Genomic DNA, 26,415 nt, shown 5'->3' on the forward strand with positions numbered 1-26,415 from the left:
CGTCTCGCGTGGTGCCCACCGCGCCACAGATTCGTGCCGAATGTGCGGAATGCTCCTGCCTAAGCGCACATTCGGCACGAATCTGCGGGTGCGCGGGTTGGGGAGCCGGCGCAGCGCAGCGCAGCGACGCCTCCGCCGCGGAGCACGGAGTGGCGCGCGCGGCGGTGCGTGACGTATGCTCGCTGTGTCAATGTGACCGGTCACAAAGGAGTGGATGCCCCATGGTCCCAGCCGACGTCGCCTCCGCGGGCCCCGGAGCCGCGGCCGCCGCCCGCGCCCGCGAGGCCATCGAGTCGGGCCGCACCGCGCTCGGCATCGAGTTCGGCTCGACGCGCATCAAGGCCTGCCTGGTGGATGCGGACGACCCGTCGGTCGTCCTCGCCGTCGGCGCCCACGAGTGGGAGAACTCCTACGTCGACCGCCTCTGGACCTACCCGATCGAGGAGGTCTGGTCCGGCGTGCAGGAGGCGTACGCCGCCCTGGCCGCCGACGCGCAGACCCGCCACGGCGTCGCGCCGACCACCGTCGGCTCGCTCGGCGTCTCGGCGATGATGCACGGCTACCTCGCGTTCGACGAGGCGGGCGAGCTGCTCGTGCCGTTCCGCACCTGGCGCAACACGAACACGGGAGCGGCGGCGCGCGAGCTGACGGACCTGCTCGGCGTCAACATCCCGCTCCGCTGGTCGATCGCCCACCTGCACCAGGCCGTCCTCGACTCCGAGCCGCATCTCCCGCGCCTCCGCTCCGTCACCACGCTGGCCGGGTACGTGCACCGCCGGCTCACCGGACGCCATGTGCTCGGGGTCGGGGATGCGTCGGGCATGTTCCCGATCGACCCCGCGACCGGCGACTACGACGCCGAACTCGTCGACCGCTATGACCGGCTCGCCGCCGGCCGCATCCCTCCGCTCCGCGACCTGCTGCCCGAGGTCCTCTCCGCGGGAGAACCTGCGGGCGACCTGACCGCCGAAGGCGCTGCGCTCCTCGACCCGTCCGGCACGCTGCGTCCCGGCGCGACGCTGTGCCCACCCGAGGGCGACGCGGGCACCGGCATGGTCGCGACCGCATCCGTCGCACCGCGCACCGGCAATGTGAGTGCCGGCACCAGCATCTTCGCCATGGTCGTGCTGGAGCGTCCGCTGGCCGAGGTGCACGACGAGCTGGATGTGGTGACCACCCCCGCAGGCGACCCGGTCGCCATGGTCCACTGCAACAACGGCGCCAGTGAGCTCGCCGAGTGGGCGGGACTCTTCGGCCGGTTCGCCGCCGCGTCCGGCCGCCCCACCGATCCCGACGCCGTGTTCGACACCCTCCTCCGGGAGGCGCTGACCGGCGACGACGACGCCGGCGGCCTGCTCGCCTACAACCACCTGGCTGGAGAGCCGATCGCCGGCCTCACCGAGGGCCGTCCGCTCCTCGTCCGGACGCCCGGCAGCCGCTTCACCCTCGGCAACCTGGTGCGCGCCGAGGTCTACGGAGTGTTCGCGACCCTGGCGCTCGGGATGCGCGTCCTCGCTCACGAGGGTGTCGCGCTTGACAAGATGCTCGCCCACGGTGGCGTGTTCCGCACCGCCGGGGTCGCCCAGCGCTTCCTGGCCGGCGCCCTCGATGCTCCCGTCTCCGTCGCGCACACCGCATCGGAGGGCGGCGCCTGGGGGATCGCCGTCCTCGCCGCATACCTGGAGGCGCGCGCCGAGGGCGGACAGGACCTCGACACGTACCTGCGCGAGCGCGTGTTCCGCGATGTCGCGTTCGAGACCGCCGAGCCGCGGCCGGAGGACGTCGCCGGCTTCGCCGCCTACCTCGACCGCTACGACGCAGGCCTCGCCGTGGAGCGCGCGGCCGTGACCGCCCTGCCCGACACCACCGCCTCCGCCGATCGCCCAACGGAAGGATCCGACCAGTGACCGACGCCCAGACCCCCGCCACCCCGGCCCCCGAGTCCCCGGCCGTCCGCGCCGTCCGCGAGCGCGTCGCCGCCCTGCACGCCGAGCTGGTCCGCTACCAGCTGGTCGTCTGGACCGGCGGCAACGTCTCCGGCCGCGTGCCGGGCGAGGACCTGTTCGTCATCAAGCCGAGCGGCGTCGACTACGACGACCTCGCGCCCGAGAACATGATCCTGTGCACCCTCGACGGCGAGGTCGTCCCCGGGTCGCTCGGCTCCGAGCGGTCGCCGTCGTCCGACACCGCCGCCCACGCGTTCGTCTACCGCAGCATGCCTGAGGTCGGCGGCGTCGTGCACACGCACTCCACCTACGCGACCGCCTGGGCGGCGCGCGCCGAGCCCATCCCGTGCGCCATCACCGCGATGGCGGACGAGTTCGGCGGTGAGATCCCGGTCGGACCGTTCGCGATCATCGGCGACGACTCCATCGGCCGCGGCATCGTGTCGACGCTGACCGGCCACCGCAGCCGCGCCGTCCTCATGCAGAACCACGGCGTCTTCACTATCGGCTCCGACGCCCGCGACGCCGTGAAGGCCGCCGTCATGGCCGAGGATGTCGCCCGAACGATGCACATCGCCCGCCAGGGCGGCGACGTCGTCCCCATCCCCCAGGAGGCGATCGACCGCCTCTTCGACCGCTACCAGAACGTCTACGGACAGACCCCGGAAGGACCCACCGCCTGATGCCGAAGCTCACCACCTCCCTCGACGTCTACGAGGTCTGGTTCCTCACCGGGAGCCAGCACCTGTACGGACCGGAGACCCTCGCGCAGGTCGCCGAGCAGTCCCGCGCCATCGCCGACGAGCTGGGCGCGTCGCCCGACGTGCCGGTGCGGATCGTGTGGAAGCCGGTCCTCACCGACGCCGACGCCATCCGCCGCATCATGCTCGAGGCGAACGCCGACGACCGCGTCATCGGCGTGATCGCGTGGATGCACACCTTCAGTCCAGCGAAGATGTGGATCGCCGGTCTCGACGCGCTGCAGAAGCCGCTGCTCCACCTCCACACGCAGGCGAACGTCGAACTGCCCTGGGCCGAGATCGACTTCGACTTCATGAACCTCAACCAGGCCGCCCACGGCGACCGCGAGTTCGGCTACATCCTGACGCGCCTCGGCGTGCCGCGCACCACCGTCGCCGGGCACGTCTCGAACCCGGTCGTCTCGGCACGCGTCGGCACGTGGATGCGCGCAGCGGCCGGCCGGGCCGCCACCCGCACGCTGAAGCTCGCCCGCTTCGGCGACAACATGCGCTTCGTCGCCGTCACCGAGGGCGACAAGACCGAGGCCGAGCACGTCTTCGGCGTCCAGGTGAACACGTGGGGCGTGAACGAGCTGGCGGATGCGGTCGCCGCGGCGCCGGCCGAGGCCGTCGACGCGCTCGTGGCCGAGTACGAGGAGCAGTACGACGTCGCTCCGGAGCTGCGCCGCGGCGGCGACCGCCACCAGTCGCTGCGCGATGGCGCGGCCATCGAGCTGGGCCTGCGCTCCTTCCTGGAGGAGGGCGGTTTCGGCGCGTTCACGACCAGCTTCGAGGACCTGGGCGCCCTGAAGCAGCTGCCCGGGCTCGCCGTCCAGCGGCTGATGGCCGAGGGTTACGGCTTCGGCGCGGAGGGCGACTGGAAGACCGCCGTCCTGGTGCGCGCGGCCAACGTGATGGGTGCGGGCCTGCCCGGCGGCGCATCCCTCATGGAGGACTACACGTACGACCTGACTCCTGGCGACGAGCGCATCCTGGGCGCGCACATGCTCGAGGTGAGCCCGTCGCTCAGCTCGGCGACGCCGACGCTGGAGGTGCACCCGCTCGGCATCGGCGGCAAGGACGACCCGGTCCGCCTCGTCTTCACGGCGGACCCGGGTCCCGCGGTCGTCGTGGCTCTGTCGGACGTGCGTGACCGGTTCCGCCTGGTCGCCAACGTGGTCGAGGTGGTCGAGCCGTCGGCTCCGCTGCCGAAGCTGCCGGTCGGCCGCGCGGTGTGGAAGCCGCAGCCCGACTTCACGACGTCGGCGACCGCCTGGCTGGAGGCCGGCGCGGCGCACCACACGGTGATGAGCACCGCGGTCGGCGTGGAGGTCTTCGAGGACTTCGCCCGCATGCTGCGCACCGAGCTCATCGTCATCGACGACACGACGACGCTCCGCTCGGTGCGTCGCGACCTCGACGCGAACGCCGCCTACTACCGCCTCGCGCGCGGCATCTGACGCATCACCCGCGGCCGGAGCGGGATGTCAGCTCCGGCCGCTGGGTGCCGGCAGCGACGCGACCACCATCTCCAGCAGCCGGTCCGCCTGCGCGAGACCGCCCGGTCCGGCCGGGACCCGCCAGAGCGCGCTGAGGAGAAGCAGGATGTCGCCGGGGTCGGCTCCTGGCTCAATGTCGCCGTCGGCGACCGCTGCATCCAGCAGCCGTCCGATCGCGTTGGTCACCGGCGCGTAGGTGGCGTCGATCACCGCCTGCGCCGAGGGGCTGGCCAGCGCTTCCCCGAGCCCGTGCTTGATGCGCACCAGCTCGGCCAACTGCCTCGACCAGCTGCGAAAGGCGTCGAGCGGCGGTTCTTTCGCCAGCAGCTCGTCCACCGCGCCTTCGAGTCCGTCGATCTCCGCCGCGTAGACGGCGAGCAGCAGAGCTTCACGCGTGGGGAAGTGCCGGTAGAGGGTTCCGGCGCCGACGCCGGCGAGCTTGCCGATCTGGTTGAGCGACACGTCGGGGTTCTCGCGGAAGGCCGTCGCGGCGACGTCGAGGATGCGCGCGCGGTTGCGCTGCGCGTCGGCGCGGGTTGCGTCGGCTCGTCGGGGTTCCGGCATGCGTCTCCTTGCTAAACGGAGAATTCTCCGTTACCGTCGTAAATCAAGCGGAGAGTTCTCCGCTCACGTCTATTCAAGGAGTTCTCATGCAGTATCGCAAGCTCGGGACCACCGGCCTCGATGTCTCCCCGATCGCCATCGGCGCCATGAGCTACGGCGAGCCCGACCGCGGCCACCCCGTCTGGTCGAAAGGAGAGGAGGAGGCGAGGCCCCTCATCAAGCACGCCCTGGAGGCGGGCATCAACTTCTTCGACAGCGCCAACATGTACTCGAACGGCTCCAGCGAGGAGATCCTGGGCCGTGCACTCCGCGACTTCGCCGATCGCGACGAGGTCGTCATCGCGACCAAGGTCCGCCACCCGATGCGGCCGGGCCCCAACGGCCGTGGCCTGTCGCGCAAAGCCATCCTGGCGGAGGTAGATCACTCCCTGCGGCGCCTCGGCACCGATTACATCGACCTGTATCAGATCCACCGAAACGACCATTCGACCCCGTGGGAGGAGACCCTCGAAGCGCTGAACGACATCGTTAAGGCCGGCAAGGTGCGTTACCTGGGGGCGTCCTCGATGTTCGCGTGGGAGTTCGCGAAGGCCCTCAACCTGCAGAAGCAGCACGGTTGGGCGCGCTTCGTCACGATGCAGGATCACTACAACCTGCTCGCCCGCGAGGAGGAGCGCGAGATGATCCCGCTCTGCCTCGACGAGGGCGTCGGCACCATCATCTGGAGCCCGCTCGCCCGCGGCCGCCTCGCGCGCGCCTGGGATGACGCGCGGGCGACGGCGCGCTCGGAGACCGACGGCGACTACGCCGACCTGCTGTACTCGCCCGCCGAGGAGGCATCCAATCGCGCCATCGTGAATGCCGTCGGAGAGGTCGCGGCGGCGCACGGAGTGAGCCGCGCGGCGGTCGCCCTGGCGTGGCTGCACCGCCAGCCGGTCGTCACCGCGCCGCTCGTCGGGGCGGGATCCATCCAGCAGATCGACGACGCGATCGCCTCCCTGGACGTCGAGCTCACGGAGGACGAGGTGACGGCGCTGATCGCTCCGTACACCCCGCGGTACGACTTCCAGGGCGTCTCGGACGAGGCGACGATGAACGCGATCCGCGCGCGGGTTCCGGGAATGGCCCTCAGCTGAGGGCCCCGCGAACTGGGGGTAACCGGGGTACAAAAATGTCCTCATTAACGGGGACTTCTGGGGATAACAAGCGTAGCCTCGAAAGCAGATGAGAAATCCTCATCTCGCCCGAAAGCTCGAGCGAAGTCAGATGAGACGCTCCTGGGGGAGTGCCGGAGACGGTCATCATGATCGCGCAGACCACACGTTCACCTCACCGCTGGCACCGCCGCACGCCGCGGACCTCGCATCGGCGCTCGCCGCTCGCCATCGTGCTGACCACGCTCCTCGCCGTCGCCACCGTGGTGGCGGGCTGCCTCGTCGGCGGCGGACTGTTCTACGCGGGCAGCGTCGCGTCGACCTTCAACTCGACGGTGACGCACATCCCGCGCGCGTTCCCTCCAGCGGAGACCCGGCCGACCCCCGTCTCGACCGGCGCCATGAACATCCTGCTCATCGGCTCCGACTCTCGGGGAGACCCGTCGACCGTCGGGCAGGCCACCGAGTCCAACCAGCGCTCCGACACCATGATGCTCGTGCACATCGACGCGGACCGGAAAGACGTGTACATCATGTCGATCATGCGCGACCTCTGGGTTCCGATCCCCGGCAAGGGCACGGCCAAGATCAATGCCGCGCTCGCCTGGGGAGGCACTCCGCTGGTGATCCAGACGGTCGAGCAACTGCTCCAGACGCACATCGACCACGTCGCGATCATCGACTTCCAGGGCCTCGAAGGGATGACGGACGCGCTCGGCGGAGTGGATGTGGACAGTCCGGTCGGCTTCACCACGGTCAAGAAGCCGCACTACACCTTCGTTCAGGGCATGAACCACCTCGACGGCGCCCAGGCTCTCGCCTTCGCCCGGGAGCGGTACGCGTTTCCGACGGCGGACTACCAGCGGGTCGCCAACCAGCAGGCCCTCCTGCGGGCCATCGTCGCCAAGCTGCTCAGCCGCGGGACGCTCACCGACCCCGCCGCCGTGACGTCGTTCGCCGGTGCGACCGGCCGATACCTCAGTCTCGACGAGCAGTTCGACCTCCCGACGATGATCGGGCTGGCGGCGAGCATGCGCCTCGACGGTCCCTCCAGCATCCACGCCTTCACGATGCCGACCGCCGGAACCGGGACCTCATCCGACGGTCAGTCGATCGTCAACGTGGATGAGGGGTCACTCCCGGCTCTCCGCTCCGCCCTCGCTGACGACGCTCTCGGGACGTTCACCTCGGTGCACTGAGACCGGACGGGGTCAGGCCCGGCGCAGCATCCGCAGGCCGGCCGGCACGGACAGGGCGGCGACCGCGGCGACGAACACCACCAGCACCGGCACCAGCGGCCAGAAGATGAGCGCCACGCCGACGAGCAGCACGGGCACCGCCAGACCGATGTAGGCGATCAGGAAGATCGCGGCGAGCACCTCACCGCGGCGCTCCGGGGCGGCGAGGGAGGCCGCGGCGGCGATCGCCGAGCGGAACTGCAGGCCGACACCGGCGCCCGCCAGCACGCCGCTCACCAGGAAGACCGCGAACGAAGCCGTCAGCACGCCGGCCGCGAGGCCCGCGAGCCCGACGAGCATGAGGACGAGGGCCAGGATCAGCTGCGCGCGGGAGGAGACCCGGGCGAAGACGATCTGCGAGATCGCCGACGCCGCGAACACCGCGAACGGAACGAACCCCGCCAGCAGGTGCGAGGTCTGGTGGAGGGTGACGACGAGCACGCTGGGCGCGAGAGACGTGAACAGACCGAAGACGGCGAAGCCGGCGAAGGCGGCGACGGCCGCGGCGGAGAACGCTCCACGCGCCTCGGCGGGCAGCGAGATCCGCTGCGGACGGTAGGCCGGGCGCTCTTCGGCGCGCTCCACCGTCTCGGGGACGAGGGCGACGGCGACGGCCGCGACCGCGAGCACGACGAGGAACACGGCGTACGGGAGCAGCAGCGGCTCGGGCAGGAACTGCGCGAACGCCCCGCCGATCAGCGGGCCGAGCGCGAGTCCGCCCGTGTTGACGACCGTGGAGACGGTCCCGGCGGTCGCGGGGCCCTCGTCCGGTCGGGCGACGGCGCGCAGCTCGCTGAGGTGCGCGGTCGCGCTGGCCGTGAGGGCGCCGACGCCGATGCCGGAGAGCGTGCGCGCGACGATCAGGCCGGCGACATCGTTCCAGACCAGGAAGAGTGCGGCGGAGACGATCTCGATGAGGACGGCGATGAGCACCATCCGGCGTCGGCCTGCGATGTCGCTCAGGTGGCCGATGAGGAAGAGGCTGGCGATGACGCCGACCGCGTACGCGGCGAAGATGACGGTGACCACCCAGGTGGGGAAGCCGTCGCGCGCCTGGTAGAACGCGTACAGCGGAGTGGGGATGGTCGAGAAGGCCATCACCGCGAGGAACGCCGCCGCGATGACCCAGAAGCCGGCGCCGTGGCGCAGGCGGAAGGAGCGCCGGGTGCGGCCCGGTGCGGTCTCCATCCGAGGAGTGGAGCCGGTGGGGGCGGAGAAGTCGAGCGTGCTGGTCATGCTTCGATAGTGCTCCTCGCTGCCTATCGAGTCCAACGGAAATAGACGATGCTGACGATCGTTCTGCTCGATAGTACGTAGGATCGACCCGTGGACACCCGTCAGCTCGAATACCTGGTCGCGGTTGCCGACGAGCGCAGCTTCACGCGGGCCGCCGAGCGCGTCTTCGCCGCACAGTCCACCGTGTCCGCGGGCATTCAGAGCCTCGAGCGGGAACTCGGTGCCGCCCTGTTCGAGCGGGACGCCCACGGCGTCCGCCCGACCGAGGTGGGCGAGGCGGTGATCGCGGAAGCCCGGGCGGCGCTCGAAGCCGTCGAGCGGATGCGCGACCTGGCCGGCGATCAGGGGCCGCTTCGAGGGACGGTGCGGGTCGGCATCTTCACCAATCTGCGGAGCGTCGACCTGCCCGGCATCATGGGCGAGTTCCACCGTCGCCACCCCGACGTCGACCTCCGGCTCGGCCCATCACCCGGGGGCTCGACCGGTCTGGTCGAAGACGTCCGGCAGGGTCGGCTGGACATCGCGTTCCACGGCCTGCCCGAGACGGTTCCCGACCTCCTGACGCGCCACCTGGTCGACTCCCCGTTCCTGGCTGTGCTGCCGGAGGGCCATCCTCTCGCGCGCCGCCAGTCGGTCGCGCTCGCCGACCTGGCGGAGGAGGCCTGGGTGGATTCGCGCGCCGGCTTCGGCAACCGGGTCACTCTCGACCGCGCGTTCGCGGCGCTCGGCCTGACCCGGCGCGTGCCCACCGAGCTGGCCGACCTCGGCGAGATCCCGCGCTTCGTCGCCGCCGGTCTGGGCGTGGCCGCCCTGCCGGAGCTCACGATCATCCCCGCCGAGGGAGCCGTCACGCGTCCGCTGCGGGAGCCGGTGGGCTGGCGACTGAACGCGATCGCCCGTCCACGCCCCGGCCGCGCCGCCGAGGCGCTGCTGACGCTGCTCGCGGAGCGCATCCACGGCATCTGATCCGGCGCACCGGCGAGAGCTCCGCCAAGGCTTCCCTGCGCAGCCGGGATGCGCGAGACTCGGCCCGGGAGGTCACGTGAGCGGCGAACCGGACACCACGGAGGAGCTGCGGCATGAACTGCGGCACCGGATCAGAACCATGCGCGGCCGCGACCCGCGCGAGCGGGGTCGGACGACGACGCCTCTCGAACTGCTCTACGACCTGACCTACGTCGTGGCGTTCGCCACCGCGTCCGATCTGCTCGCCCAGCAGCTCAGCCACGGGGACATCTGGCCGGCGCTCGGCGCCTACGTCTTCGCCGTGTGGGCGGTGAGCTGGGCGTGGCTGAACTTCACCTGGTTCGCGTCCGCGTACGGCAACGACGACCTCCTGTTCCGCATCGCGACGATCGTGCAGATGATCGGCGTGATCGTGCTCGCCTACGGACTCCCGGTGAGTTTCGAGCGGGCATCGCACGGGGAGAGCCCCAACAACCTGCTGATGGTGATCGGGTACATCATCATGCGTGTGCCGCAGATCCTGCTCTGGCTGCGGGCGGCGCGGGAGGATCCGTCCCACCGCAAGAACGCCATGTCGTACGTCCTCATCATCTCGATCGCCCAGGTCGCCTGGCTGCTGACCGCGATCGTCCCTCTCCCGGTGGGGGTGACGGTGACCGCGCTGATCGTCGTGGCGCTCTTCGAGATGATCGCTCCCGTGGTCGCCACGCGCAGCTACGGCTTCTCGCCGTGGAACGCCGGACACCTCGCCGAGCGCTTCGCGCTGCTCACGCTGATCACGATCGGAGAGGTGATCGCCGCGACGACAGCCGCGGTCGGAACGCTGACGCAAGCGGTGGGATGGACTCTGGAGGCCGTGCTCATCGCCTCCTCGGGGCTCGTGATGGCGGCCGCCGTCTGGTGGACGTACTTCCTGGTGCCGTCACGGTGGGTGCTGGAGCGGCGGCCGGAGCGGGCGTTCCCCTGGCGGTACGCCCACCTGGCACTGTTCGGATCCATCACTGCGATCGGCGCCGGGCTGCACCTGACCACGATCGCCATGGAGCACGGCGGGGTGTCCTTGCTCGGGATCGCACTGGCGCTGGCGGTTCCCCTCGCGATCACCATCGTCCTGGTCTTCCTCACCTGGAGCGTGCTCCTTCATTCGTTCGACTCCACGCATCTGCCGCTGCTGCTGCTCACCCTCGCGCCGCTCGTCGGCGCGGTCGTCGTCGGCGCGACGACATTTCCCGGGCAGGCGATCGACCTCGACCAGCGGGGCTCGCTGACGAGCCTCAGCGTGGTGATCGGGCTGGTGGCCGCTGGCGCCGTGATCGAGGTGGTCGGCCACGAATTGGTGGGCTTCGGGCACACCGTCCGTGCGTGGAAGGCCGACGCCGCGGCGCGACCGGCCGGCTCAGTCGGTGCCGGGCCGAGCGTGGCCGACGGGGACGGTGTCTCCGGCCCCTGACGCCTTACGGCGGTCGCCCCGCGTCTTCAGGAGGCTGGCGGTCGCGGCGACCGCGATCGTCGCGCCGATGAAGAGGAGCGAGAACCAGGTCGGGATCTCGGGGATCCATTCCACGTGCCGTCCGCCGTTGATGAAGGGAAGCTCGTTGACGTGCAGTGCGTGGAAGACGAGCTTGATGCCGATGAAGCCGAGGATGACGGCGAGACCCTGCGACAGGTAGACGAGCCGCTCGAGCAGGCCGCCGATGAGGAAGTACAGCTGGCGGAGTCCCATCAGGGCGAAGGCGTTGGCGGTGAAGACGATGTACGCCTCGCTGGTGAGACCGTAGATCGCGGGGATGGAGTCGACGGCGAAGACCACGTCGATGAGGCTGATCGCGATGATGGTCAGCAGCATCGGGGTGACGAACCGGCGCCCGTCCTTCTTCACCGTGAGCCGGTCGCGGTTGTACTCGTCGGTGACGGGCAGGTGCCGCCGGATGAACCGCATGACCGGGTTGTTCGTCGGGTCGGAGTCGTGGGAGCCGAACGCCTGACGCCACGCCAGGAAGAGCAGGAGGGCGCCGAAGAGGTAGAACACCCACGAGTAGTTCTCGATGAGTCCGGCTCCGACGGCGATGAACACGCCGCGGAGGATCAGCGCGATGATGATGCCGATCATCAGCACCTTCTGCTGGTACGCCTTGGGCACGGCGAACGCCGACATCAGCAGCAGGAAGACGAACAGGTTGTCGACGGAGAGCACCTTCTCGGTGAGGTAACCGGCGAAGTACTCGCCGCCGTACGTCCAGCCGGACACCATCCCGATCCCGACGCCGAACAGCAGCGCCAGGCCGATATAGAACGCGGACCACCGGGCGGACTCGCCGATGGTCGGCTCGTGCGGCTTGCGCACGTGGGCGAAGAACTCATAGACGAAGAACGCGATCGTGACGGCGATCGTGATGATCCAGATGAGCGGGGTGACCTGCACCGGGAACTCCCAAGGGGTAGGCGGAACGTCTCGCCAAGGTCTCCTCCGCCCCGACCGGATCGACGATCTCGGTTCGGGACCAGTGGCCCGGGATGCGATGGCGCATCCGTAATGACGGGCTCACTGCCGGCGGGAGTACTCCCCTTGTTGTCGTCCAGCCTATCGGGATTCGTGCTGGCAGAGTTCTGGGAACCCGAAGGGAACTCGCTGCGGCCCGGCGGTCACAGGCTGGTGCCGGTGTGCTCCCTCAGTGCGGCGACGACCGCATCCTGGAACGCCCGATCGGTAGCGGCGGGATGCGGTCGCTGCTGCCGCTGGTGGTGCCAGTACGCCGAGGTGCGCGTCTCCGGGTCTTCGCCCTCGGCGAGCCAGACCTGCGTGCGGTGACCGAGCTCGAGGTCGTCGGGCGCGTTGCGGCCGCCCATCCGCGTGGGCACCCAGCCCGGGTCGACCGCGTTGCTGGACACGCCGGGGCGGAGGCGGGGGAGCGCCGCCGCGAGCGCCGTCACGATCAGCTTGCTGTCCGAGTACGACGCGGTGCGCGTCCGCCCCGACCAGTCGAGTCCGTCGAGCGTCGCATGGCCGCCCCGGTGCATCCCGCTGCTGAGGTAGACGTACCGTTCGGCCGGGACCAGCGCGGTCAGGAGGTAGGGGCGACCACGTTGACCGGGAGGATGCCCGGGCCGTCGATCACGCCGGCGTTGTGGATGATCGCATCCACGCCGCCGGCGTCCGCCACCTGTTCGGCGAGCGCCCGGACCTGCTCCTCGTCGGAGAGCTCCGCCGCCAGGATCACCCCGTCGTCGCCCAGCGCATCCCGGAGCTCGCCGGCCCGGTCCAGGCTGCGGACGTGGCCGACCACGGTGTGGCCGTGCTCCGCCAGCTCGCGTGCGGCACCGAGGCCGAGCCCGCTCCCCGCGCCGGTCACCAGAATCCTCGCCATGTCGTCCTCCTCAGTCGAGACGCCATCCACGTTCGGGGTTGGCGAAGATCGCGTCAAGGGCCTTGGCCGGCGAGGGCTCTCGCTCGACGGTGACCCGACGACCCGCATCGCAGATGCGCTCGATATCCGATCGGTCGGAGGGTGAGTGCGGGGTTAACCGTCTAGCCGACCGACCGGTCTACCGCTAACTTCGCGCTCACGCGGGTACCCGCCCACGTCAGAACCGAAGGTGATCCTCATGACTCACGACTCCGCACCGATCGACAAGGCCGCCGCCGGCCGCCACGCCGGCGAGACGGGAGAAGGGAAGCCCCGCCGCCGCGTCTCCGGCCGCATCCGCGCTCTTCTCGCAGGAGGTCTCGTCCTCGGCGTCGGCGCGACGGTCACACTCGCCGCCTGGAACGACTCCGAGTTCGCGACGGCGACCTTCCAGGCCGGCACGTTCAACCTGCAGGGCTCGACCGACGGGACCGCCTTCTCCGACCACGCATCGGCGCCCGGCGCGGCCCTCGGGTTCAGCGTGACCGCCAATGCCCTCTCGCCGGGAGACGTCGTCTACGCCCCGTATGCCGTGCGACTCGCAGCCAACACCACGAGTCCTGCCACCGTCACGGTTACGGCCCCGTCCACCTCCGGCACGGTCGCCGGGCTCACCTACTCGCTCATCCAGCCGAGCGCGTTCGGCTGCAACGCGAGCACCACCGGGACCGTGCTCGTCCCGGCGGCGACGGCTGTCGGCTCCGTGCCCGGCACCGTCACCTTCGAGCTCGCGCCCGGCGCACCGACCACGTCGAGTGGGGCTGCGGTCGACTTGTGCTTCGTGGTCACCGCGGGTGCCTCACTGACGCAGTCGCAGACGGGGAGTGCGACGTGGCAGCTGCAAGCCGCTTCGCACTGATCCGGTCCACGATCCTCAACGTCGCAGCGGTCGGTGGGGTGCTGTGCATCGCTTGGGTGGTGGCGGCTCTCGTGTTCCACCTGAGCCTCATCATGTTCCGGACGGGCTCCATGTCGCCTGGCATCCCCGCGGGATCGCTGGCGCTGGTGCGCGAGATCCCGGTGAGTGAGGCCCACGTGGGCGATGTCGTCACGGTGGACCGACCGGGGCTGCTGCCGGTGACGCACCGGGTCGTCGAGGTGACGGCTCCCGCCAGTGCGCCCGCGGGGACGCCCGTGGAGATCGTCCTCAAGGGCGACGCCAACCCGACCGTCGACCCGGCCCCGTACCGCGTGTCGACGGTCCGGATCGTGCTGTGGTCGCAGCCGGGCCTCGCCCGAGCCGTCGTCTGGCTCGGGCATCCTGCTGTCATCGGCTCGCTGACCGTGGCGACGACGGCGTTGGTGACGTGGATGTTCTGGCCGCGCCGTGCCGTCTCCCGCCACCGGACGGCGTGACCATGCGCGTACGGATGCTCGGAGCAGTGCTCCTCGCGGCTCTCACGGCGGTGGCCCTGCCGTCGCCTGCGCTCGCGGCGACGCCTCCGCCCGGGACCGGCCCGCTCGTCGTCACTTCGGGCGGCGGCGACATCACCCATCAGCTCGTGCCCGGAGCTACGTTCGTCTGGCCGATCAGGGTGACGGCGGACGTCGGCCAGCTCGATTCGCTCCTCGGTGGCCTGAGCGTCCGCGGCGGTCTCGCGCGCTCCGACGACATTACCGCGGAGGTCGCGAGCTGCACCGTCGCCTGGGCCGCCGACGGCTGCCCGCCGGGGGAGCACCGCGTGCTCGCGCCGACGCCGCTCGATCGGCTTCCCTTGGCGCACACCGCACTTCAGGCGGGAACCGTGCCCCGGCCGGGGACGACCTATCTCGAAGTGCGCATCCACGTCGCCTCGGATGCGCGCATCCCCGACGACGGCTCCCTGACGGCGGTGATGTGGGTGGATGCCTCTGGGCCCGAGGGCGGGGCCTCCTCCGAGCCGACGCTCTCCCTCTCTTCCCTCGCGGACACCGGGAACAACCTTTCCGGGGCAGCTGCGATCGCCGTCGGCGCGATCGCAGCGGGCCTCCTTCTCGCCGGGGCGACCCGCCTGCTGCGGCGCTGGAGGCGAGCGCATGCGTAACCGGTTCAGGATGCTGGTCGCCCTAGGCGGCGCTGCGAGCCTCTTCGTCGGCCTGGTGACCGCGACGGCCGTCAAGCCGGTGGACGCGCAGTGGCTGGACCGCGAAGTGGCCACCGCGACGCTCACAGCGAAGACCATCCCTCCGCCGCTGCTCGCCGGGACGACGCCCTATTGCAACTGGAACTCGGTGATCACCACCACGGCTCTGATCTTCACCTGGGCGCCTCCGGCGGGTTACGCATCCACGTCGGTCCGCATCACGGCGCAGAAGGGCGGCGCAACGCAAGTCATCACCGGGGCGACGACGACATCGTCGGGCGGCGTGTACACCACGACGGTCCCGGTCAGCCTTCTGAACGCGCTCGGCAGCCTTCTCGGCGCTACCGTCGTCATCCACCTGGCGGTTGTCGATCAACCGACCGGCTGGCTGTCGAAACCGGTGGACTACACCTGGACGATGACGCTGGCCGGGATCGCGGTCTCCTGCTCGGGGCAGCCGACCTGACTCGAACCGATGTCCCGACTCAGGCTGGCGGGTCTCCGGCGGAGGGGTCGGCTACTTCGATGACGACGGGCGAGTCCTGCGTCTCGTCCGGCATCCGCCAGACGCGCGCCACGGCCCCGACGTCGGGCACGGCTGCCAGGGGTAGCGAGCGTGCCGACATCGTTCGCGGACGCCATCGGGCGCGAAGGGTCGACCGGTCGGCCATGACGACCTGGATGTCGAACGTCGACACCGCTCCGTCCTCGGAGAGGTTGACGGCACGGTTCACGACTCGTCCGGTCTCTGCTCGTGCGTGGGACCGGACGTGCAGCCACCGCGTGTTCAGGGCCCGCTCCTGGTTCGCCTCGATGACCGACCCCCGGAATACCCCCCACAGCGATGCAGCGAGACCGGCGATTACCACGGTGAACAGCACGTCGAACCACAGCCCGGGGGTATCGGCCGTCCAGATCCCGGCGATCATGGCGCCGGCCGCAATCGACGCGCCTGTATTGACGACAGCCAGCACTGTTCGACCGGCGGCGCCCATGCGGTGAGGGAAACCGAGCTGCTGGGGTGGAGCGGCCGGCGCACCGAGAGAAGGGAGCAGGTGAACGACGTGCGCTTCGGCGTCATCACGAGGCGTTCTCCGAACCACGGCATCAGGATACGCGCCGAGTGGGCCGGCGGCCTCCTTTCCAACCGATGGAGGCCGCGGAAGACCCGCTCCGCGGGGAGCTGCCATCCGAGTGGGCCGCCGGTGAATGTTCCCGACACGTCATTACGATGAAGTGGACGCCACTCCTTACTACCCGAACCTGGAGTACACGCAATGAGCTCGTTCTCCGATGAGTCCGCGCACTCCTTCTCCGCGGGCGCCGACCCCGAGCCCGAGAGTGATGACGACATCCGGCTCACGATCGATCGGGACGTGCTCCGGCTGTTCCAGAATGCCGTCGACGCGGGCGACTACGACGCGGCGACGGCGGTCGTCCGGGATCACTGGTTCGACGTCGTCATCGGGATCCGGCTGGGCTTCGCGCAGGTCGCCGAGCGCATCCCGGCGACAGAGCTTCACACGCGTCCGCTGCTCATGATGATGCTCGGCATCGCCTACAACCTGCAGCCGAACCGGCGGATGAAGGGGCTGCGCTACTTCGTCGGGGCGGCCCGGGCCGCGCGCCAAGGCGTAGACCGGGTGGGACCTGTCGACCGCGCGCTCATCCTCGCCAGCGAGAGCGCCGCCTACCGGCTGATCGGGCGCCCGCGCCTCGGGATCACACCGGCGCGGAAGGCCGTCGCCGCGCTGGACGGACTCACCTTGGATCAGCGCGCCGCCGTGCAGGCGTTGTCGCGCATCTACGCGCACGTGGGCACGACCCAGTTTTACGCGGGCCAGGTCGAGTCGGCCCTGGAGACGTTCGAGAAGGGGATGGCCGAATCGCCTCCCACCGGCTACTCCTCCGGCTTCGCCAACATCGCGATGGCGGCCGGCATCCACGCGCTGAGGGGCGACATCCACGAGGCGATGGCCTACATCGAACTGGCCCAGGACGAGCAGTGGACCGCCCAGCAGCGCTCCTGGTATCCGGGCACGTTCTACCGCGTCGCCGAGGCGGTCGTTGCGCTGGAGCGGTTCGACGCCGCGGAGGCGCGGGAGCAGCTGGCGGCGATGACCCACGATCGCCGGACGATCGAGCACTGGCGCGCCATCGCGGCGACCGAGGCGCTCGCCGATCTCGTCGCGGGTCGGCCCTCGGCCGGGCTCGCGGGGATCGACGCGTTCGCCGCACTCCGCGGGGCGGAGGGTCGCGGGGCGGCCGCTCGGCGCGAGCTCGCACCCTATCGGGCGCTGCTGCACATCGCGCTCGGCGACCTCGCCGCGGCGTCTGCGGTGCTCCGGCAGCTGGAGGCGGGCAGCGTCCACCGCCACGTGGGCCTCGCCCGCGTCGAACTGGCCTTCGGCCGCACGGGCGCCGCGCTCCAGCAGGTGCGCCGAGTCGCCGGAGCGCCGATGGACGCACGCACCCATGCGGAGGTGCTGGCCCTGGAGGCCGCCGCGCTGCTGCGCTTCGCGAGCGGACCTCGTCGGACGGCGGCCGTGGACGAACTGGGCGAACTCCTCCGCGCAACGGGACAGCGGCTCGCCGTCGCGCAGGTTCCCGTGGACGACTTCCCGGCCGTGCGCGACGCCCTCGACGGCGCCGGCTTCGGCGACGTGCTCGCCGGCGTCCCCGCCCGCTCCCTCCTGTTGCCGCTGCCGGAGGGAGAGGCGCTGAGCAAGCGCGAACTCGCCGTCCTCGAGGTCTACCTGCGCATCCCGCGCGTGCCCCAGGTCGCGGAGGAGCTCGGCGTCTCGGTGAACACGGTCAAGAGCCAGATCCGCAGCATCTACCGGAAGCTGGATGTGTCCAACCGGGACGAGGCGATCGCCGTCGCCCTCGACCGGCACCTGGTGCGGCTGCCCGACTGACGTTCGCCGCAGCCCGACCGCGGCCCGGGCGCAGCACGATGCTCGATTCGTTCAAGAGTTGACCCGGGCGCCATCCCTACGGTCGAACCATGACCGGAATCGAGCGATTGCGCGAGCTCCTCGACGGGACCGTCCTCACCGCGGACTCTCCCGGCTACGACCGGGCACGCCGTCCGGAGAACCGTGCGTTCCGGGACACGCTCCCTGCTCTGATCGTGCTGTGCCGGTCGGAGGAGGACGTCGTTCGAGCGATCGCCTACGCACGCTCGACCGGACTCCGCCTGGTGCCGAGGGGAGGCGGTCACTGCTTCGCGGGTCGGTCCTCGACCGAGGGGATCGTCCTCGACCTGTCGGCCCTGAACGAGGTCGCCGTCCATCCGGACGGGACGGCCCTGATCGGGGCCGGTGCTCGCCTCGGAGCCGTCTACCGCGCCCTGCACGCGCACGGGCGCACGCTGCCCGCGGGATGCGGGCAGAGCGTCGGAATCGCCGGGCTGACGCTCGGAGGCGGGATCGGACTGCTCGGCCGTGCCTACGGGCTCACGTGCGATCGGCTCCTCGGTGCACGCGTCGTCCTCGCGGACGGCTCCGTGGTCGACTGCGATGCGCAGAACGAACCGGAGCTGTTCTGGGCGCTGCGCGGTGCCGGTGGCGGACAGTTCGGCGTCGTCACCTCCCTCCGCTTCTCCACCCTCCCGGAACCCGCAGTGTGCCGGATCGAGGCGCACTGGCGCGACATCGACCCGCGTGCGGTGCTCACCGCGTGGCAGTCGTGGGCTCCCGACGCACCGGATGAGCTCACCCTGAATGCGACGGTCGAGAGGCAGCCGGATGGCTCCGGCCCGCGCGTCCACATCGACGGAGCGTCCACGTTGTCCGAGAGCCGCACGCGTGAACTCCTGCACGAGTTCGCGAGCCGCGCGGGCCGGCCCTCGCTGCTGGCGGTGAGCGAGCCGATGCCCTACTCGGCCCTGAAGGACGCGCTGTCGGATGACGCGAGGTCGTCGAGCGCGGAAAGCGTCCGCATCCGCTCGGAGTTCTTCGACCGTCCGATCGACGACGGCGCCGTCTCCGCGCTCGTGTCGTGCCTCGAGACGGGTGAGGGCTCACGCAGCCGACGCCTGACGTTCACCGCACTGGCCGGCGCGTACAACCACATGGCAGAGACCGGGACCGCGTTCGCCCACCGCGGGCAACGATTCCTGCTCGAGCACGCCGGAACACCGGGCGACCCCTGGATCGATGCGTCGTGGGAGCTCGCACACGAACATGCCTCCGGTCGCGTCTATCCCAACTTCCCGGACCCGGCGCTCGAAGATCCGCTTCGCGCGTACCACGGTGCGAACGGCCCCCGGCTGTCCGCCGTGAAGCAGCGGTACGACCCGCGCCGGTTCTTCGACTTCCCGCAGGCTGTTCCGCCCGCGGGTGCAGAACGCCCAACCGACAACACGAAAGAGGTTCACCCATGAGCAAAGTGATCTGCGGCCTGGCCGTCTCCGTCGACGGCTACATCACCGGCCGCGAACCAGGACCGGGCCGCGGGCTCGGCGACGGCGGCGTCCTGTTCGACTGGTACGGCAGCGGCGACGTGCCCAGCCAGGTGTTCGACGGATTCCGCCTGACGGAGCCGAGCGCACGCATCTTCGACGAGCTGGCGTCCCGCGTCGGCGCAACGCTCGCGGGCCACACCACCTACACCGACTCCAACCGCTTCGCCGAGGGGGCACCGCATCCCACCGCGCCGCTCGTCGTCCTCAGTCACTCGGACTTTCCGCCGGCCAACCCACGGCAGACCATCGTCAGCACCGGCATCCACGATGCCGTCGACGTCGCCAAACGCGCGGCGGCCGGAAAGGATGTCGGGCTGATGGGCGGAGTGCTCGTGACGGAGGCGCTCGCCGCCGGCCTGGTCGACGAGCTGATCCTGCATCAGGTGCCGATCCTGCTCGGCGCCGGACGGCGCTTCTTCCACGAGCTGCCGCAGCACATCCGGCTGGGGATCCTCGAGGTCGTCGCGGCCCCCGATGTCACGCACCTGCACTACGAGGTGAAGCGATGATCCTCGTCACCGGCGGTCTCGGGATGATCGGAGCGCACACCGCCGCCGCCCTCGTCGACCGCGGGCACGAGGTCGTCGTCACCGCCCACCGCACGACCGAGGTGCCGTCGTTCCTCGACGGACGCGTCACCGTCGAGAACGTGGACATCGCCGACCGGGACGCGTTCCTGGCGCTGGGCGACCGACACGACATCCGGGACATCGTGCATCTCGCCGGCAGCATCCCGGAAGCGGACCCCATCGAGTTCTTCCGGCGCGACACCGCCGGGCTCTTCAACGCCCTCGAAGCCGCCCGCAGGTGGGAGGTGGGCCGGTTCGCCGTTGCGAGCAGTATCGGCGTCTACACCGGTCGCCCCGAAATCCCGTGGACGGAAGGTCTCGACCTCCCGTCGGCCGATCTTCCGCACGCGATCGTCGCGTTCAAGAAGGCGGTGGAGCCGCTCACGCTGTTCGCGCTGGCGGGGACCGGCGTGCATCCCGTGCTCTTGCGGATCGGGAGCACGTGGGGACCGCTCATGGACCCGGAATCGCCTTTCAATCCCATCCCGCCCGCTGTCGGAGCGCTGCGTCGGGGCGAGCAGCCACCGGCGCTGCATGCCGACGACGGCGGCGACTTCGGCTATGCCCCGGACACCGGTCGCACGATCGCGCTCCTGATGACCGCCGACGTGCTGGATCACACCGTCTACAACGTCTCGAGCGGGCACCGCTACACCCACCGCGAACTCGCCGAAGCCCTGAACGCCGCGTTCCCCGAGACGCCGGTGCGGTTGCTGGAGGGTCGCTCCACTGGGCCGGGAGAACATCCGTACCTCGATATCTCCCGTCTCCGGGCAGAGACGGGTTTCACGCCGGAGTTCGACGTCGCGGCCGCGGTCGCCGACTACGTGGCCTGGCGCAACGCCCACAGCCGCTGAACCACCACGACCAGAGAGGGAGGAAGCCGATGGAAACGGTGATGGGAATCGCCCGATTCGTGTTCCACGCGGGTGCCGTCGACGAGTTCACACGACTGTCCAGGCAGTGCGTGCAGATCGTCGAGCAGGAGGATACGGGGACGACGCGGTACGAGGTGTACCTCAACGCCGATCGGACGGAGGCGATCGTGATCGAGGAATACGTCGACGCCGCCGCGTTCTTCGATCACCTCGCACACATCGGGCCCGACCTGATGGCGGCCATCTCGGCAACCGGAACGCTCACCGGCGAGGTCCTGGGCAGCCCGAGCGCGGAACTGCGCGAACAGCTGGAGAACGCACCGGTCTCTCTTTTCGCTCCGCACTTGCGCGCAATTACCTGATTAAGTAAATATGGACAGGTGACTCCTGCAACTCGTCCTTATCGGTCCACCGAGGAGCGTCGGCGCGAGATCGTCGACGCGACGATCGCGGTGCTGGCCGAGCGGGGCTTCGCCGCCACCTCGTTCGCCCGCATCTGCGAGGACGCCGGCCTCAGCAGCACCCGGATGATCTCGTACCATTTCGCCGACAAAGCGGCCCTGATGCAGGCGGTGGTCGCGCACGTGGTCGACGGCGCGGCCGCCGTGATGGTGCCGGCGATGGAGGGCGCCAGCACCTGGCGAGGCAAGCTCGCGGCGTACATCACCACCAACCTCCGGTACCTGGCCGACAACCGCCTCGCCGCGCGCGCGGTGATCGAGGTCATCGCCAACGCGCCGCGCGCCGACAACGGCCTCCGGGAGGACACCTCGGCGCTGCTGCTGTCGGTGCTGCTCTCACACGGCCAGGAGGCCGGCGAGTTCCGCGAGTTCGACACCCTCGTGGTCGCGCGCTCGATCCGGGCGACGATCGACGCGTTCGCCACGACGATGCCCGGCTCCCCCTCCGCCACCGATGCGGCGATCGCCGAGATCGTCGATCTCTTCGACCGCGCGACCCGACAAGGAGAACCCTCATGACGTCCACCGTCGCTCACCCGCTCGAGGTGCATTCCGCTCTCGCAGCCGTCACCCGGCTCTGGGTGCTGTGCGCCGCCGTGTCCTTGACCGCCCTCGGTGTGGCGGCGATCCTGAGCGCGGTCGATCCCGCCGACGTGAACTGGGTGGTCTGGCTCCGTGGCGCCGTCGTCGCCGGAGCGAGCATCGTCTTCATCTTCGTCACCCGGGCCGCCGCGCGGGGCAACCGCACGGCCTACACCCGGATGCGGTGGATCTCACTGCTCGCGCCGATCGGCATCGTCGTGATCATCGTCGCACCGGACACGGGCTATCCGATCTGGATGAAGGTCGAGCAGGCTGCGGTCGGCGCCATCATCGCGATCATCGCGGTGTTCCTGAACAGGCGGGTCGTGCGCCGGGCGTTCGCCAGGGTTCGCTGACGACGGGGGTCGGAGAGGGGGGAGCATGGAATCGTATGTCGAGCGGCCGCCGACGCCGGCGCTCGCGCGGGTGGTGCGCACGATCTGGATCCACCGCACCGGCGACGCCCCGTACGTCCAACGCCACCTCCCGACCGGCGGTGTCGAGATCCACGTGCCGCTCGGCGGTCAGCCCCGGCTGATGGGGCCACTGACCGGGCCGCGGCTGGAGGTCATCCCGCCGCACACCACTATCGTCGGCGCCCGGTTCCTGCCCGCCGGCGCGCCGCCGCTGCCGGTCATGCTCGACGAACTGGTCGATGAAAACGTCGGTCTGTCGGAGGTGTGGGGCGGATCCGCGGAGCGCCTCGGCGAGGCCATGGCGCTGTCCGGCCGGGACGAGCGCGCCGTGGCCGTCCTGGAGGCGTTCCTTCTCGGGGAGTTCCGCGCGGCGGAGCGGATCGACCGGGCCATCCGGGAGGCCGTCTCCGCGCTGATGCCGTGGCGACCCCACGATGTCGGTGCCGTCGCGGCACATGTCGCGCTGTCGGAGAGTCAGCTGCGACGTCGCTCCCTCCACACGGTCGGGCTCAGCCCGAAGGTGCTTCAGCGGACCCTCCGCTTCCAAGGATTCCTGGCGCTGGCACAGGCCGGCGTAGCGGCGAGCGGACGACGCGGAAGCGACGGGATCGCCGGGATCGCCGTCGACGCGGGATACGCCGACCAGGCCCACCTGAACCGGGAATGCCTGCGACTGACCGGGCTCACGCCCAGCCGGTTGCTGCACGGCGATGTCGAGCGCTGTGCCTGCGGCCACGACCACTCCGCGTCGTACCTTCCGTTCCTCGCCAGCCGCTCACCGGGGCTCACCCCAGTGTCGGAGCTTTTCCGGATCCGCCACGACCCAAAGGTGGTCGACGGCCCCGACGACGCCGTCCGCGACAACGACGGCGAAGACGCGTCCCTCACGGGAGGCGACGAGTCCTGAGCGCCCGTTCATCGGCCGGATGTCCAGACCGAGCGATGCGGGGTCGCCGAGCAGGCCGTGCAGGAGCGTCAGCCCCGAGGCGTTGCCGACAGCCACCGGAAGGGATGCGTCGCCGCCGCAGTCCACCACCACGTGGACGTCCGGGCCGAGCAGCCGAGCCAGGGCCGGTGCGTCGCCGGCGAGGTAGGCGTCGCGCAGCGAGGTCGTCAGAGCCGCGGCTGCGGCGGCCGCCTCCGCCTCATGCCGCGCCCGCCCGCGCCGCGCCCGACTGGGCCTCCTCGGTGTGCGTGATCGCCTCATCCGTTCGTCCTCCGGCGACGACCTCGTCGCGGGTCAGCGGGCCCACCGGCTCCAAGCGGTCTTCGAAGAACACCCGGGCGAGAGCCGCCCGGAGCCGTTCGGTGGGCCGGAGCCGCCCGTCCTCGTCCGGCCTGGCGTCGACCGGGTGCACGGCGACCGGGCCGGCCAGGCGGTACCGCTCGGCCGCATCCACCGATCCGTGGACCTCCACGTACTCGCCGCCGGGCAGCCGCACGATGCGCCCGGTCTCGTACCCGTGCAGCAGGATGTCGCGGTCGCGCTTCTGCAGCGCGAGGCACACCCGCCGGGTGACGACGAACGCCACGACAGGACCCAGCACCACGAGCGCCTGGTAGCCGGCCACCACCGACTCCACCGTGAGGTGGAAATGGGTGGCCACGAGATCGGCGCTCCCCGCGCCCCAGAGGGCGGCGTAGAAGACGATGCCCGAGACGCCGAGGCCGGTGCGCGTCGGCTCGTTGCGCGGGCGGTCGAGGAGGTGGTGGTCGCGGTGGTCGCCGGTCACCCACTCCTCGACGAACGGATACACGGCGATCGCGAGAAGGTAGAGCCCGACCACCGCGAGGGGGATCAGGATCGCGAGCGTCCAGGTGCGGCCGAGCCACTCGAACTCCCAGCCGGGCGGGACGAGGCGGAGTGCTCCGTCGAGGAAGCCCGTGTACCAGTCCGGCTGGCTGCCCGCCGACGCGTCGCCGGGCGAGGAGGGTCCGTAGAGCCAGATCGGGCTGATCGTGACCGTCGCGGCGATGAGGACGATCGCGCCGGTCGCGATGGCGAGGAGGCCGCCCGCACGCGCCGCCAGGTTCGGCAGAACCGGGACCCCGACGATCCGCTCCTCCGTGCGGCCCGGGCCGGCGAACTGCGCGGGCTTGTCGAGGTACGCCCGTCGCGCCCGCGCCGCGAGCAGCAGAACGAGCAGCGCCGGCACCACGGCGACGTGGATGGGGTAGAGGTTCTCGATGATCCGCCCCGGGAACTCGCCCCCGAACAGCAGCGCGGACAGCCACGTGCCGACGACAGGGATGCCGAGGACGATGCCCTCCACGATCCGCAGTCCGGTGCCGGACAGCATGTCGTCCGGGAGCGCGTAGCCGCTCCAGCCGCCGAGCAGGGCGGTGATCAGCAGGCCGAACAGCAGCACCCACGACAGCCGGCGGGGACGGCGGAACGCGCCGGTGAAGAACGACACCGCCAGCTGCAGCATGATCGCGGCCGGGAGCAGGAGTCCCGCCCAGTGGTGCGCCTGGCGCACGAGCAGGCCGCCGGGCACCTCGAACGTGATCGCCAGCGTCGACTGCAGGGCCTTCGACATCTCGGCGCCCGCGAGCGGCGTGTAGGGGCCGTCATAGGTCACGCGCGTGCTCGACGGCGTGTAGACGAACATGAGGATGAAGCCGGTCACGAACAGCACCAGGACGCACGCGAACGCGATGACCCCGAACATGTTCGTCCAGTGCAGCGGCACGCGCCGGGTCCGGAGCTCGTCGCGGAGTGCGGCGACACGGCGTCCTGCAGCGCTGTTCGAGACGACTCCGGCGAGCCGTGCCGTCGCGGAGGGCCGGTGCCTGCGGTCGACGGGCATCAGGCGGCCCTCCCGGCGAGTTCGCGCACGTCGGACGCTTCCGGCACGCCGCCCCCGACGAACGCCCGGCGGGGATGCTGCACCGAGAGCAGCGACACGATGTCGCGCCCGAAGAACACCGCACTCGCCCAGATCAGCAGCACCCGCACCTTGCGCTCCCAGGTCGGTATCGCGAGCACGTGATACCCGCGGTGCATCACCCAGGCGAGGAATCCCGTGATGACGATTCCGCGCCACTGGAAGATGCCCGTGCCGAGGCCGAGGGTCGCGACGACGCCGAGGCTGTGGTGCACGTAGTCCTTCGGCTGCTCACCGCGCAGGGTCGCGACGATGTTCTTCGCCAAACGCTTGGCCTGCCGGACGGCGTGCTGGGCGTTGGGAACCGTCACGGCGCCGTCGATCGGGGACGCCAGGTCCGGCACCGCCGCGTCGTCGCCGGCCGCCCAGGCGTCCGGCACGACGGCGTCCGGCGTGCCCACTCGCAGGTCGGCGCGGACCATCACCGATCCGCGCGCGGTGACCGGCAGGTCGGTGTGGTTCGCGACGACCGGGTTCGCGCCGTTGCCGGCGGTCCACACGATGGTGTGCGCGTCGAACTCCGCACCGGTGGAGAGCACCAGGTGGCCGCCGTCCGCCGAGACGAGCTGCGCATCCAGGTGGATGTGGGCCCCACGGCGTTCCAGAGCCCGCACCACCCAGCGTCCCGGCTCGTCGGTCACCTCGGGGAGGATGCGGTTGCGCGCCTCGATCAGGTGGAACGACAGGTCCGAGAAGGTCAGCTCGGGATACGACTTCAGAAGCGCCGTGGCCAGCGAGAGCGTCTCGCCGAACCCTTCGACGCCCGAGAACCCGCCGCCGACGAACGCGACGGTGAGCAGGCGGCTGCGCTCCGGTCCGGGCGGCAGCACCGAGGCGCGGTCGAAAGCGTCGAGCAGCCGATCGCGGATGGCGACGGCCTCCTCGACGTGCTTCATGCCGATCGCCTGCTCGGTGACGCCCGGGATGGGGAAGGTGCGGGTGACGGCGCCTGCGGTGACCACGATGATGTCGTAGCCCAGCGGGAACGGCTCGCCGTCCTTCGGCAGCACCGTCACCGTCTTCGACGCGTGGTCGATCCGGGTCACCGACGCGGGGATGAGCCGCGCGCGCTTCAGGTGGCTGCGGAGGGAGATGGCGGCATGCCGCGGCTCGATCGACCCCGCTGCGACTTCCGGGAGGAACGGCTGGTACGTCATGTACGGCCGGGGGTCGATCACGACGATCTCGGCTTCGTCCCTCCGCAGCTTCTTCTCCAGCTTCCATGCGGTGTAGAAACCGGCGTAGCCGCCGCCCACCACGAGGATCCGGCGCATGAGTGCCTCCTGTCCGGCCGATGAATGTGCCTTCACCCGTTATGACCGGACAGCGTCCCGATTTGTGAC

25 protein-coding genes and 1 pseudogene are annotated in these 26,415 nt (G+C 70.5%); 19 read left to right on the plus strand and 7 right to left on the minus strand.

Annotated features, from left to right (window positions below):
* Positions 1-221: 221 nt before the first annotated feature.
* The 3 genes from BLR91_RS00005 to araA are packed head-to-tail and all read left to right on the plus strand — an operon-like array spanning position 222 to position 4,146.
* Positions 222-1,907 (plus strand): xylulokinase, encoded by a 1,686-nt coding sequence (locus BLR91_RS00005; protein ID WP_089878546.1) that lies wholly within the window; start codon positions 222-224, stop codon positions 1,905-1,907.
* Positions 1,904-2,629, plus strand: a complete 726-nt coding sequence (locus tag BLR91_RS00010) for an L-ribulose-5-phosphate 4-epimerase (RefSeq protein WP_020076465.1) — start codon at positions 1,904-1,906, stop codon at positions 2,627-2,629. The genes BLR91_RS00005 and BLR91_RS00010 overlap by 4 nt, the downstream gene beginning before the upstream one ends.
* A complete protein-coding gene (gene araA / locus BLR91_RS00015) occupies positions 2,629-4,146 on the plus strand; it encodes an L-arabinose isomerase (RefSeq protein WP_089878543.1) in 1,518 nt (505 codons plus the stop codon). Before BLR91_RS00010 ends, araA begins: the two co-directional genes overlap by 1 nt.
* Positions 4,147-4,173: 27 nt before the next feature.
* Here araA and BLR91_RS00020 read toward each other — a convergent pair whose 3' ends face one another.
* Positions 4,174-4,749 carry a TetR/AcrR family transcriptional regulator gene (locus tag BLR91_RS00020; protein ID WP_089878541.1) on the minus strand — a complete coding sequence of 192 codons (576 nt, stop codon included), beginning with the start codon at positions 4,747-4,749 and terminating at the stop codon, positions 4,174-4,176.
* 86 nt (positions 4,750-4,835) lie between these two features.
* Between BLR91_RS00020 and BLR91_RS00025 the strand changes: the two genes are divergently transcribed.
* Both BLR91_RS00025 and BLR91_RS00030 read left to right on the plus strand, forming a co-directional pair.
* The gene (locus BLR91_RS00025) at positions 4,836-5,885 is read left to right on the plus strand and encodes an aldo/keto reductase (protein WP_089878538.1); all 1,050 of its coding nucleotides are present in this window, start codon (positions 4,836-4,838) and stop codon (positions 5,883-5,885) included.
* Positions 5,886-6,052: 167 nt separating this feature from the next.
* A complete protein-coding gene (locus tag BLR91_RS00030) occupies positions 6,053-7,102 on the plus strand; it encodes an LCP family protein (RefSeq protein WP_231918762.1) in 1,050 nt (349 codons plus the stop codon).
* A 12-nt stretch (positions 7,103-7,114) separates the two neighbouring features.
* Here BLR91_RS00030 and BLR91_RS00035 read toward each other — a convergent pair whose 3' ends face one another.
* Positions 7,115-8,377 carry an MFS transporter gene (locus BLR91_RS00035; RefSeq protein WP_089878534.1) on the minus strand — a complete coding sequence of 421 codons (1,263 nt, stop codon included), beginning with the start codon at positions 8,375-8,377 and terminating at the stop codon, positions 7,115-7,117.
* Positions 8,378-8,467: 90 nt separating this feature from the next.
* Between BLR91_RS00035 and BLR91_RS00040 the strand changes: the two genes are divergently transcribed.
* Positions 8,468-9,343 carry a LysR family transcriptional regulator gene (locus BLR91_RS00040; RefSeq protein WP_089878532.1) on the plus strand — a complete coding sequence of 292 codons (876 nt, stop codon included), beginning with the start codon at positions 8,468-8,470 and terminating at the stop codon, positions 9,341-9,343.
* Between the two features lie 76 nt (positions 9,344-9,419).
* The gene (locus BLR91_RS00045) at positions 9,420-10,793 is read left to right on the plus strand and encodes a low temperature requirement protein A (protein WP_089878530.1); all 1,374 of its coding nucleotides are present in this window, start codon (positions 9,420-9,422) and stop codon (positions 10,791-10,793) included.
* On the opposite strand, the gene BLR91_RS00050 is transcribed toward BLR91_RS00045, so the two are convergent.
* Positions 10,740-11,765 carry a TerC family protein gene (locus tag BLR91_RS00050; RefSeq protein ID WP_089878528.1) on the minus strand — a complete coding sequence of 342 codons (1,026 nt, stop codon included), beginning with the start codon at positions 11,763-11,765 and terminating at the stop codon, positions 10,740-10,742. The two genes, BLR91_RS00045 and BLR91_RS00050, sit on opposite strands and share 54 nt — an antisense overlap.
* 221 nt (positions 11,766-11,986) lie before the next feature.
* A pseudogene (locus BLR91_RS00055) lies at positions 11,987-12,708 on the minus strand (SDR family NAD(P)-dependent oxidoreductase).
* A 238-nt stretch (positions 12,709-12,946) separates the two neighbouring features.
* Here BLR91_RS00055 and BLR91_RS00060 point away from each other — a divergent pair.
* From BLR91_RS00060 to BLR91_RS20265, 4 genes are read left to right on the plus strand one after another with little or no spacing between them, the layout of a single operon-like run.
* Complete coding sequence (locus tag BLR91_RS00060) at positions 12,947-13,606, plus strand: SipW-dependent-type signal peptide-containing protein (RefSeq protein ID WP_089881666.1); 660 nt, start codon at positions 12,947-12,949, stop codon at positions 13,604-13,606.
* Positions 13,579-14,103, plus strand: coding sequence for a signal peptidase I (locus BLR91_RS00065; RefSeq protein WP_089878526.1), 525 nt, complete (start codon positions 13,579-13,581; stop codon positions 14,101-14,103). Before BLR91_RS00060 ends, BLR91_RS00065 begins: the two co-directional genes overlap by 28 nt.
* Before the next feature lie 14 nt (positions 14,104-14,117).
* Entirely contained in the window at positions 14,118-14,771 is a 654-nt protein-coding gene (locus BLR91_RS00070) for a hypothetical protein (protein WP_157694701.1), read from the plus strand.
* On the plus strand, positions 14,764-15,276 hold the full coding sequence (locus BLR91_RS20265) for a hypothetical protein (RefSeq protein WP_231918763.1): 513 nt from the start codon (positions 14,764-14,766) through the stop codon (positions 15,274-15,276). Before BLR91_RS00070 ends, BLR91_RS20265 begins: the two co-directional genes overlap by 8 nt.
* A gap of 19 nt (positions 15,277-15,295) precedes the next feature.
* On the opposite strand, the gene BLR91_RS00080 is transcribed toward BLR91_RS20265, so the two are convergent.
* Positions 15,296-15,805, minus strand: a complete 510-nt coding sequence (locus BLR91_RS00080; RefSeq protein WP_231371206.1) for a hypothetical protein — start codon at positions 15,803-15,805, stop codon at positions 15,296-15,298.
* A 282-nt stretch (positions 15,806-16,087) separates the two neighbouring features.
* On the opposite strand from BLR91_RS00080, the gene BLR91_RS00085 reads away from it, so the two are divergent.
* The 8 genes from BLR91_RS00085 to BLR91_RS00120 all read left to right on the plus strand — a co-directional run bounded on the left by BLR91_RS00085 (position 16,088) and on the right by BLR91_RS00120 (position 23,091).
* A complete protein-coding gene (locus tag BLR91_RS00085; protein ID WP_089878521.1) occupies positions 16,088-17,728 on the plus strand; it encodes a helix-turn-helix transcriptional regulator in 1,641 nt (546 codons plus the stop codon).
* A gap of 89 nt (positions 17,729-17,817) precedes the next feature.
* Positions 17,818-19,197, plus strand: a complete 1,380-nt coding sequence (locus BLR91_RS00090; protein WP_089878519.1) for an FAD-binding oxidoreductase — start codon at positions 17,818-17,820, stop codon at positions 19,195-19,197.
* Positions 19,194-19,787: a dihydrofolate reductase family protein gene (locus tag BLR91_RS00095; RefSeq protein ID WP_018192496.1), complete on the plus strand. Its 594-nt coding sequence runs from the start codon at positions 19,194-19,196 to the stop codon at positions 19,785-19,787. Before BLR91_RS00090 ends, BLR91_RS00095 begins: the two co-directional genes overlap by 4 nt.
* Positions 19,784-20,704, plus strand: coding sequence for an NAD-dependent epimerase/dehydratase family protein (locus BLR91_RS00100; protein WP_089878516.1), 921 nt, complete (start codon positions 19,784-19,786; stop codon positions 20,702-20,704). Before BLR91_RS00095 ends, BLR91_RS00100 begins: the two co-directional genes overlap by 4 nt.
* Before the next feature lie 41 nt (positions 20,705-20,745).
* A complete protein-coding gene (locus BLR91_RS00105) occupies positions 20,746-21,087 on the plus strand; it encodes an antibiotic biosynthesis monooxygenase (protein WP_018192494.1) in 342 nt (113 codons plus the stop codon).
* A gap of 18 nt (positions 21,088-21,105) precedes the next feature.
* Entirely contained in the window at positions 21,106-21,705 is a 600-nt protein-coding gene (locus BLR91_RS00110; RefSeq protein ID WP_089878514.1) for a TetR/AcrR family transcriptional regulator, read from the plus strand.
* Positions 21,702-22,124 carry a hypothetical protein gene (locus tag BLR91_RS00115; protein ID WP_089878511.1) on the plus strand — a complete coding sequence of 141 codons (423 nt, stop codon included), beginning with the start codon at positions 21,702-21,704 and terminating at the stop codon, positions 22,122-22,124. Before BLR91_RS00110 ends, BLR91_RS00115 begins: the two co-directional genes overlap by 4 nt.
* A 25-nt stretch (positions 22,125-22,149) precedes the next feature.
* A complete protein-coding gene (locus BLR91_RS00120; protein WP_089878507.1) occupies positions 22,150-23,091 on the plus strand; it encodes a helix-turn-helix domain-containing protein in 942 nt (313 codons plus the stop codon).
* 238 nt (positions 23,092-23,329) lie between these two features.
* Here BLR91_RS00120 and qcrB read toward each other — a convergent pair whose 3' ends face one another.
* Positions 23,330-24,994, minus strand: coding sequence for a cytochrome bc1 complex cytochrome b subunit (gene qcrB / locus BLR91_RS00125; RefSeq protein ID WP_089878504.1), 1,665 nt, complete (start codon positions 24,992-24,994; stop codon positions 23,330-23,332).
* Positions 24,994-26,346 (minus strand): NAD(P)/FAD-dependent oxidoreductase, encoded by a 1,353-nt coding sequence (locus tag BLR91_RS00130; RefSeq protein WP_089878502.1) that lies wholly within the window; start codon positions 26,344-26,346, stop codon positions 24,994-24,996. Before BLR91_RS00130 ends, qcrB begins: the two co-directional genes overlap by 1 nt.
* Positions 26,347-26,415 lie beyond the last annotated feature (69 nt).

This window comes from Leifsonia sp. 466MF, assembly GCF_900100265.1.
Classification (GTDB): domain Bacteria; phylum Actinomycetota; class Actinomycetes; order Actinomycetales; family Microbacteriaceae; genus Leifsonia.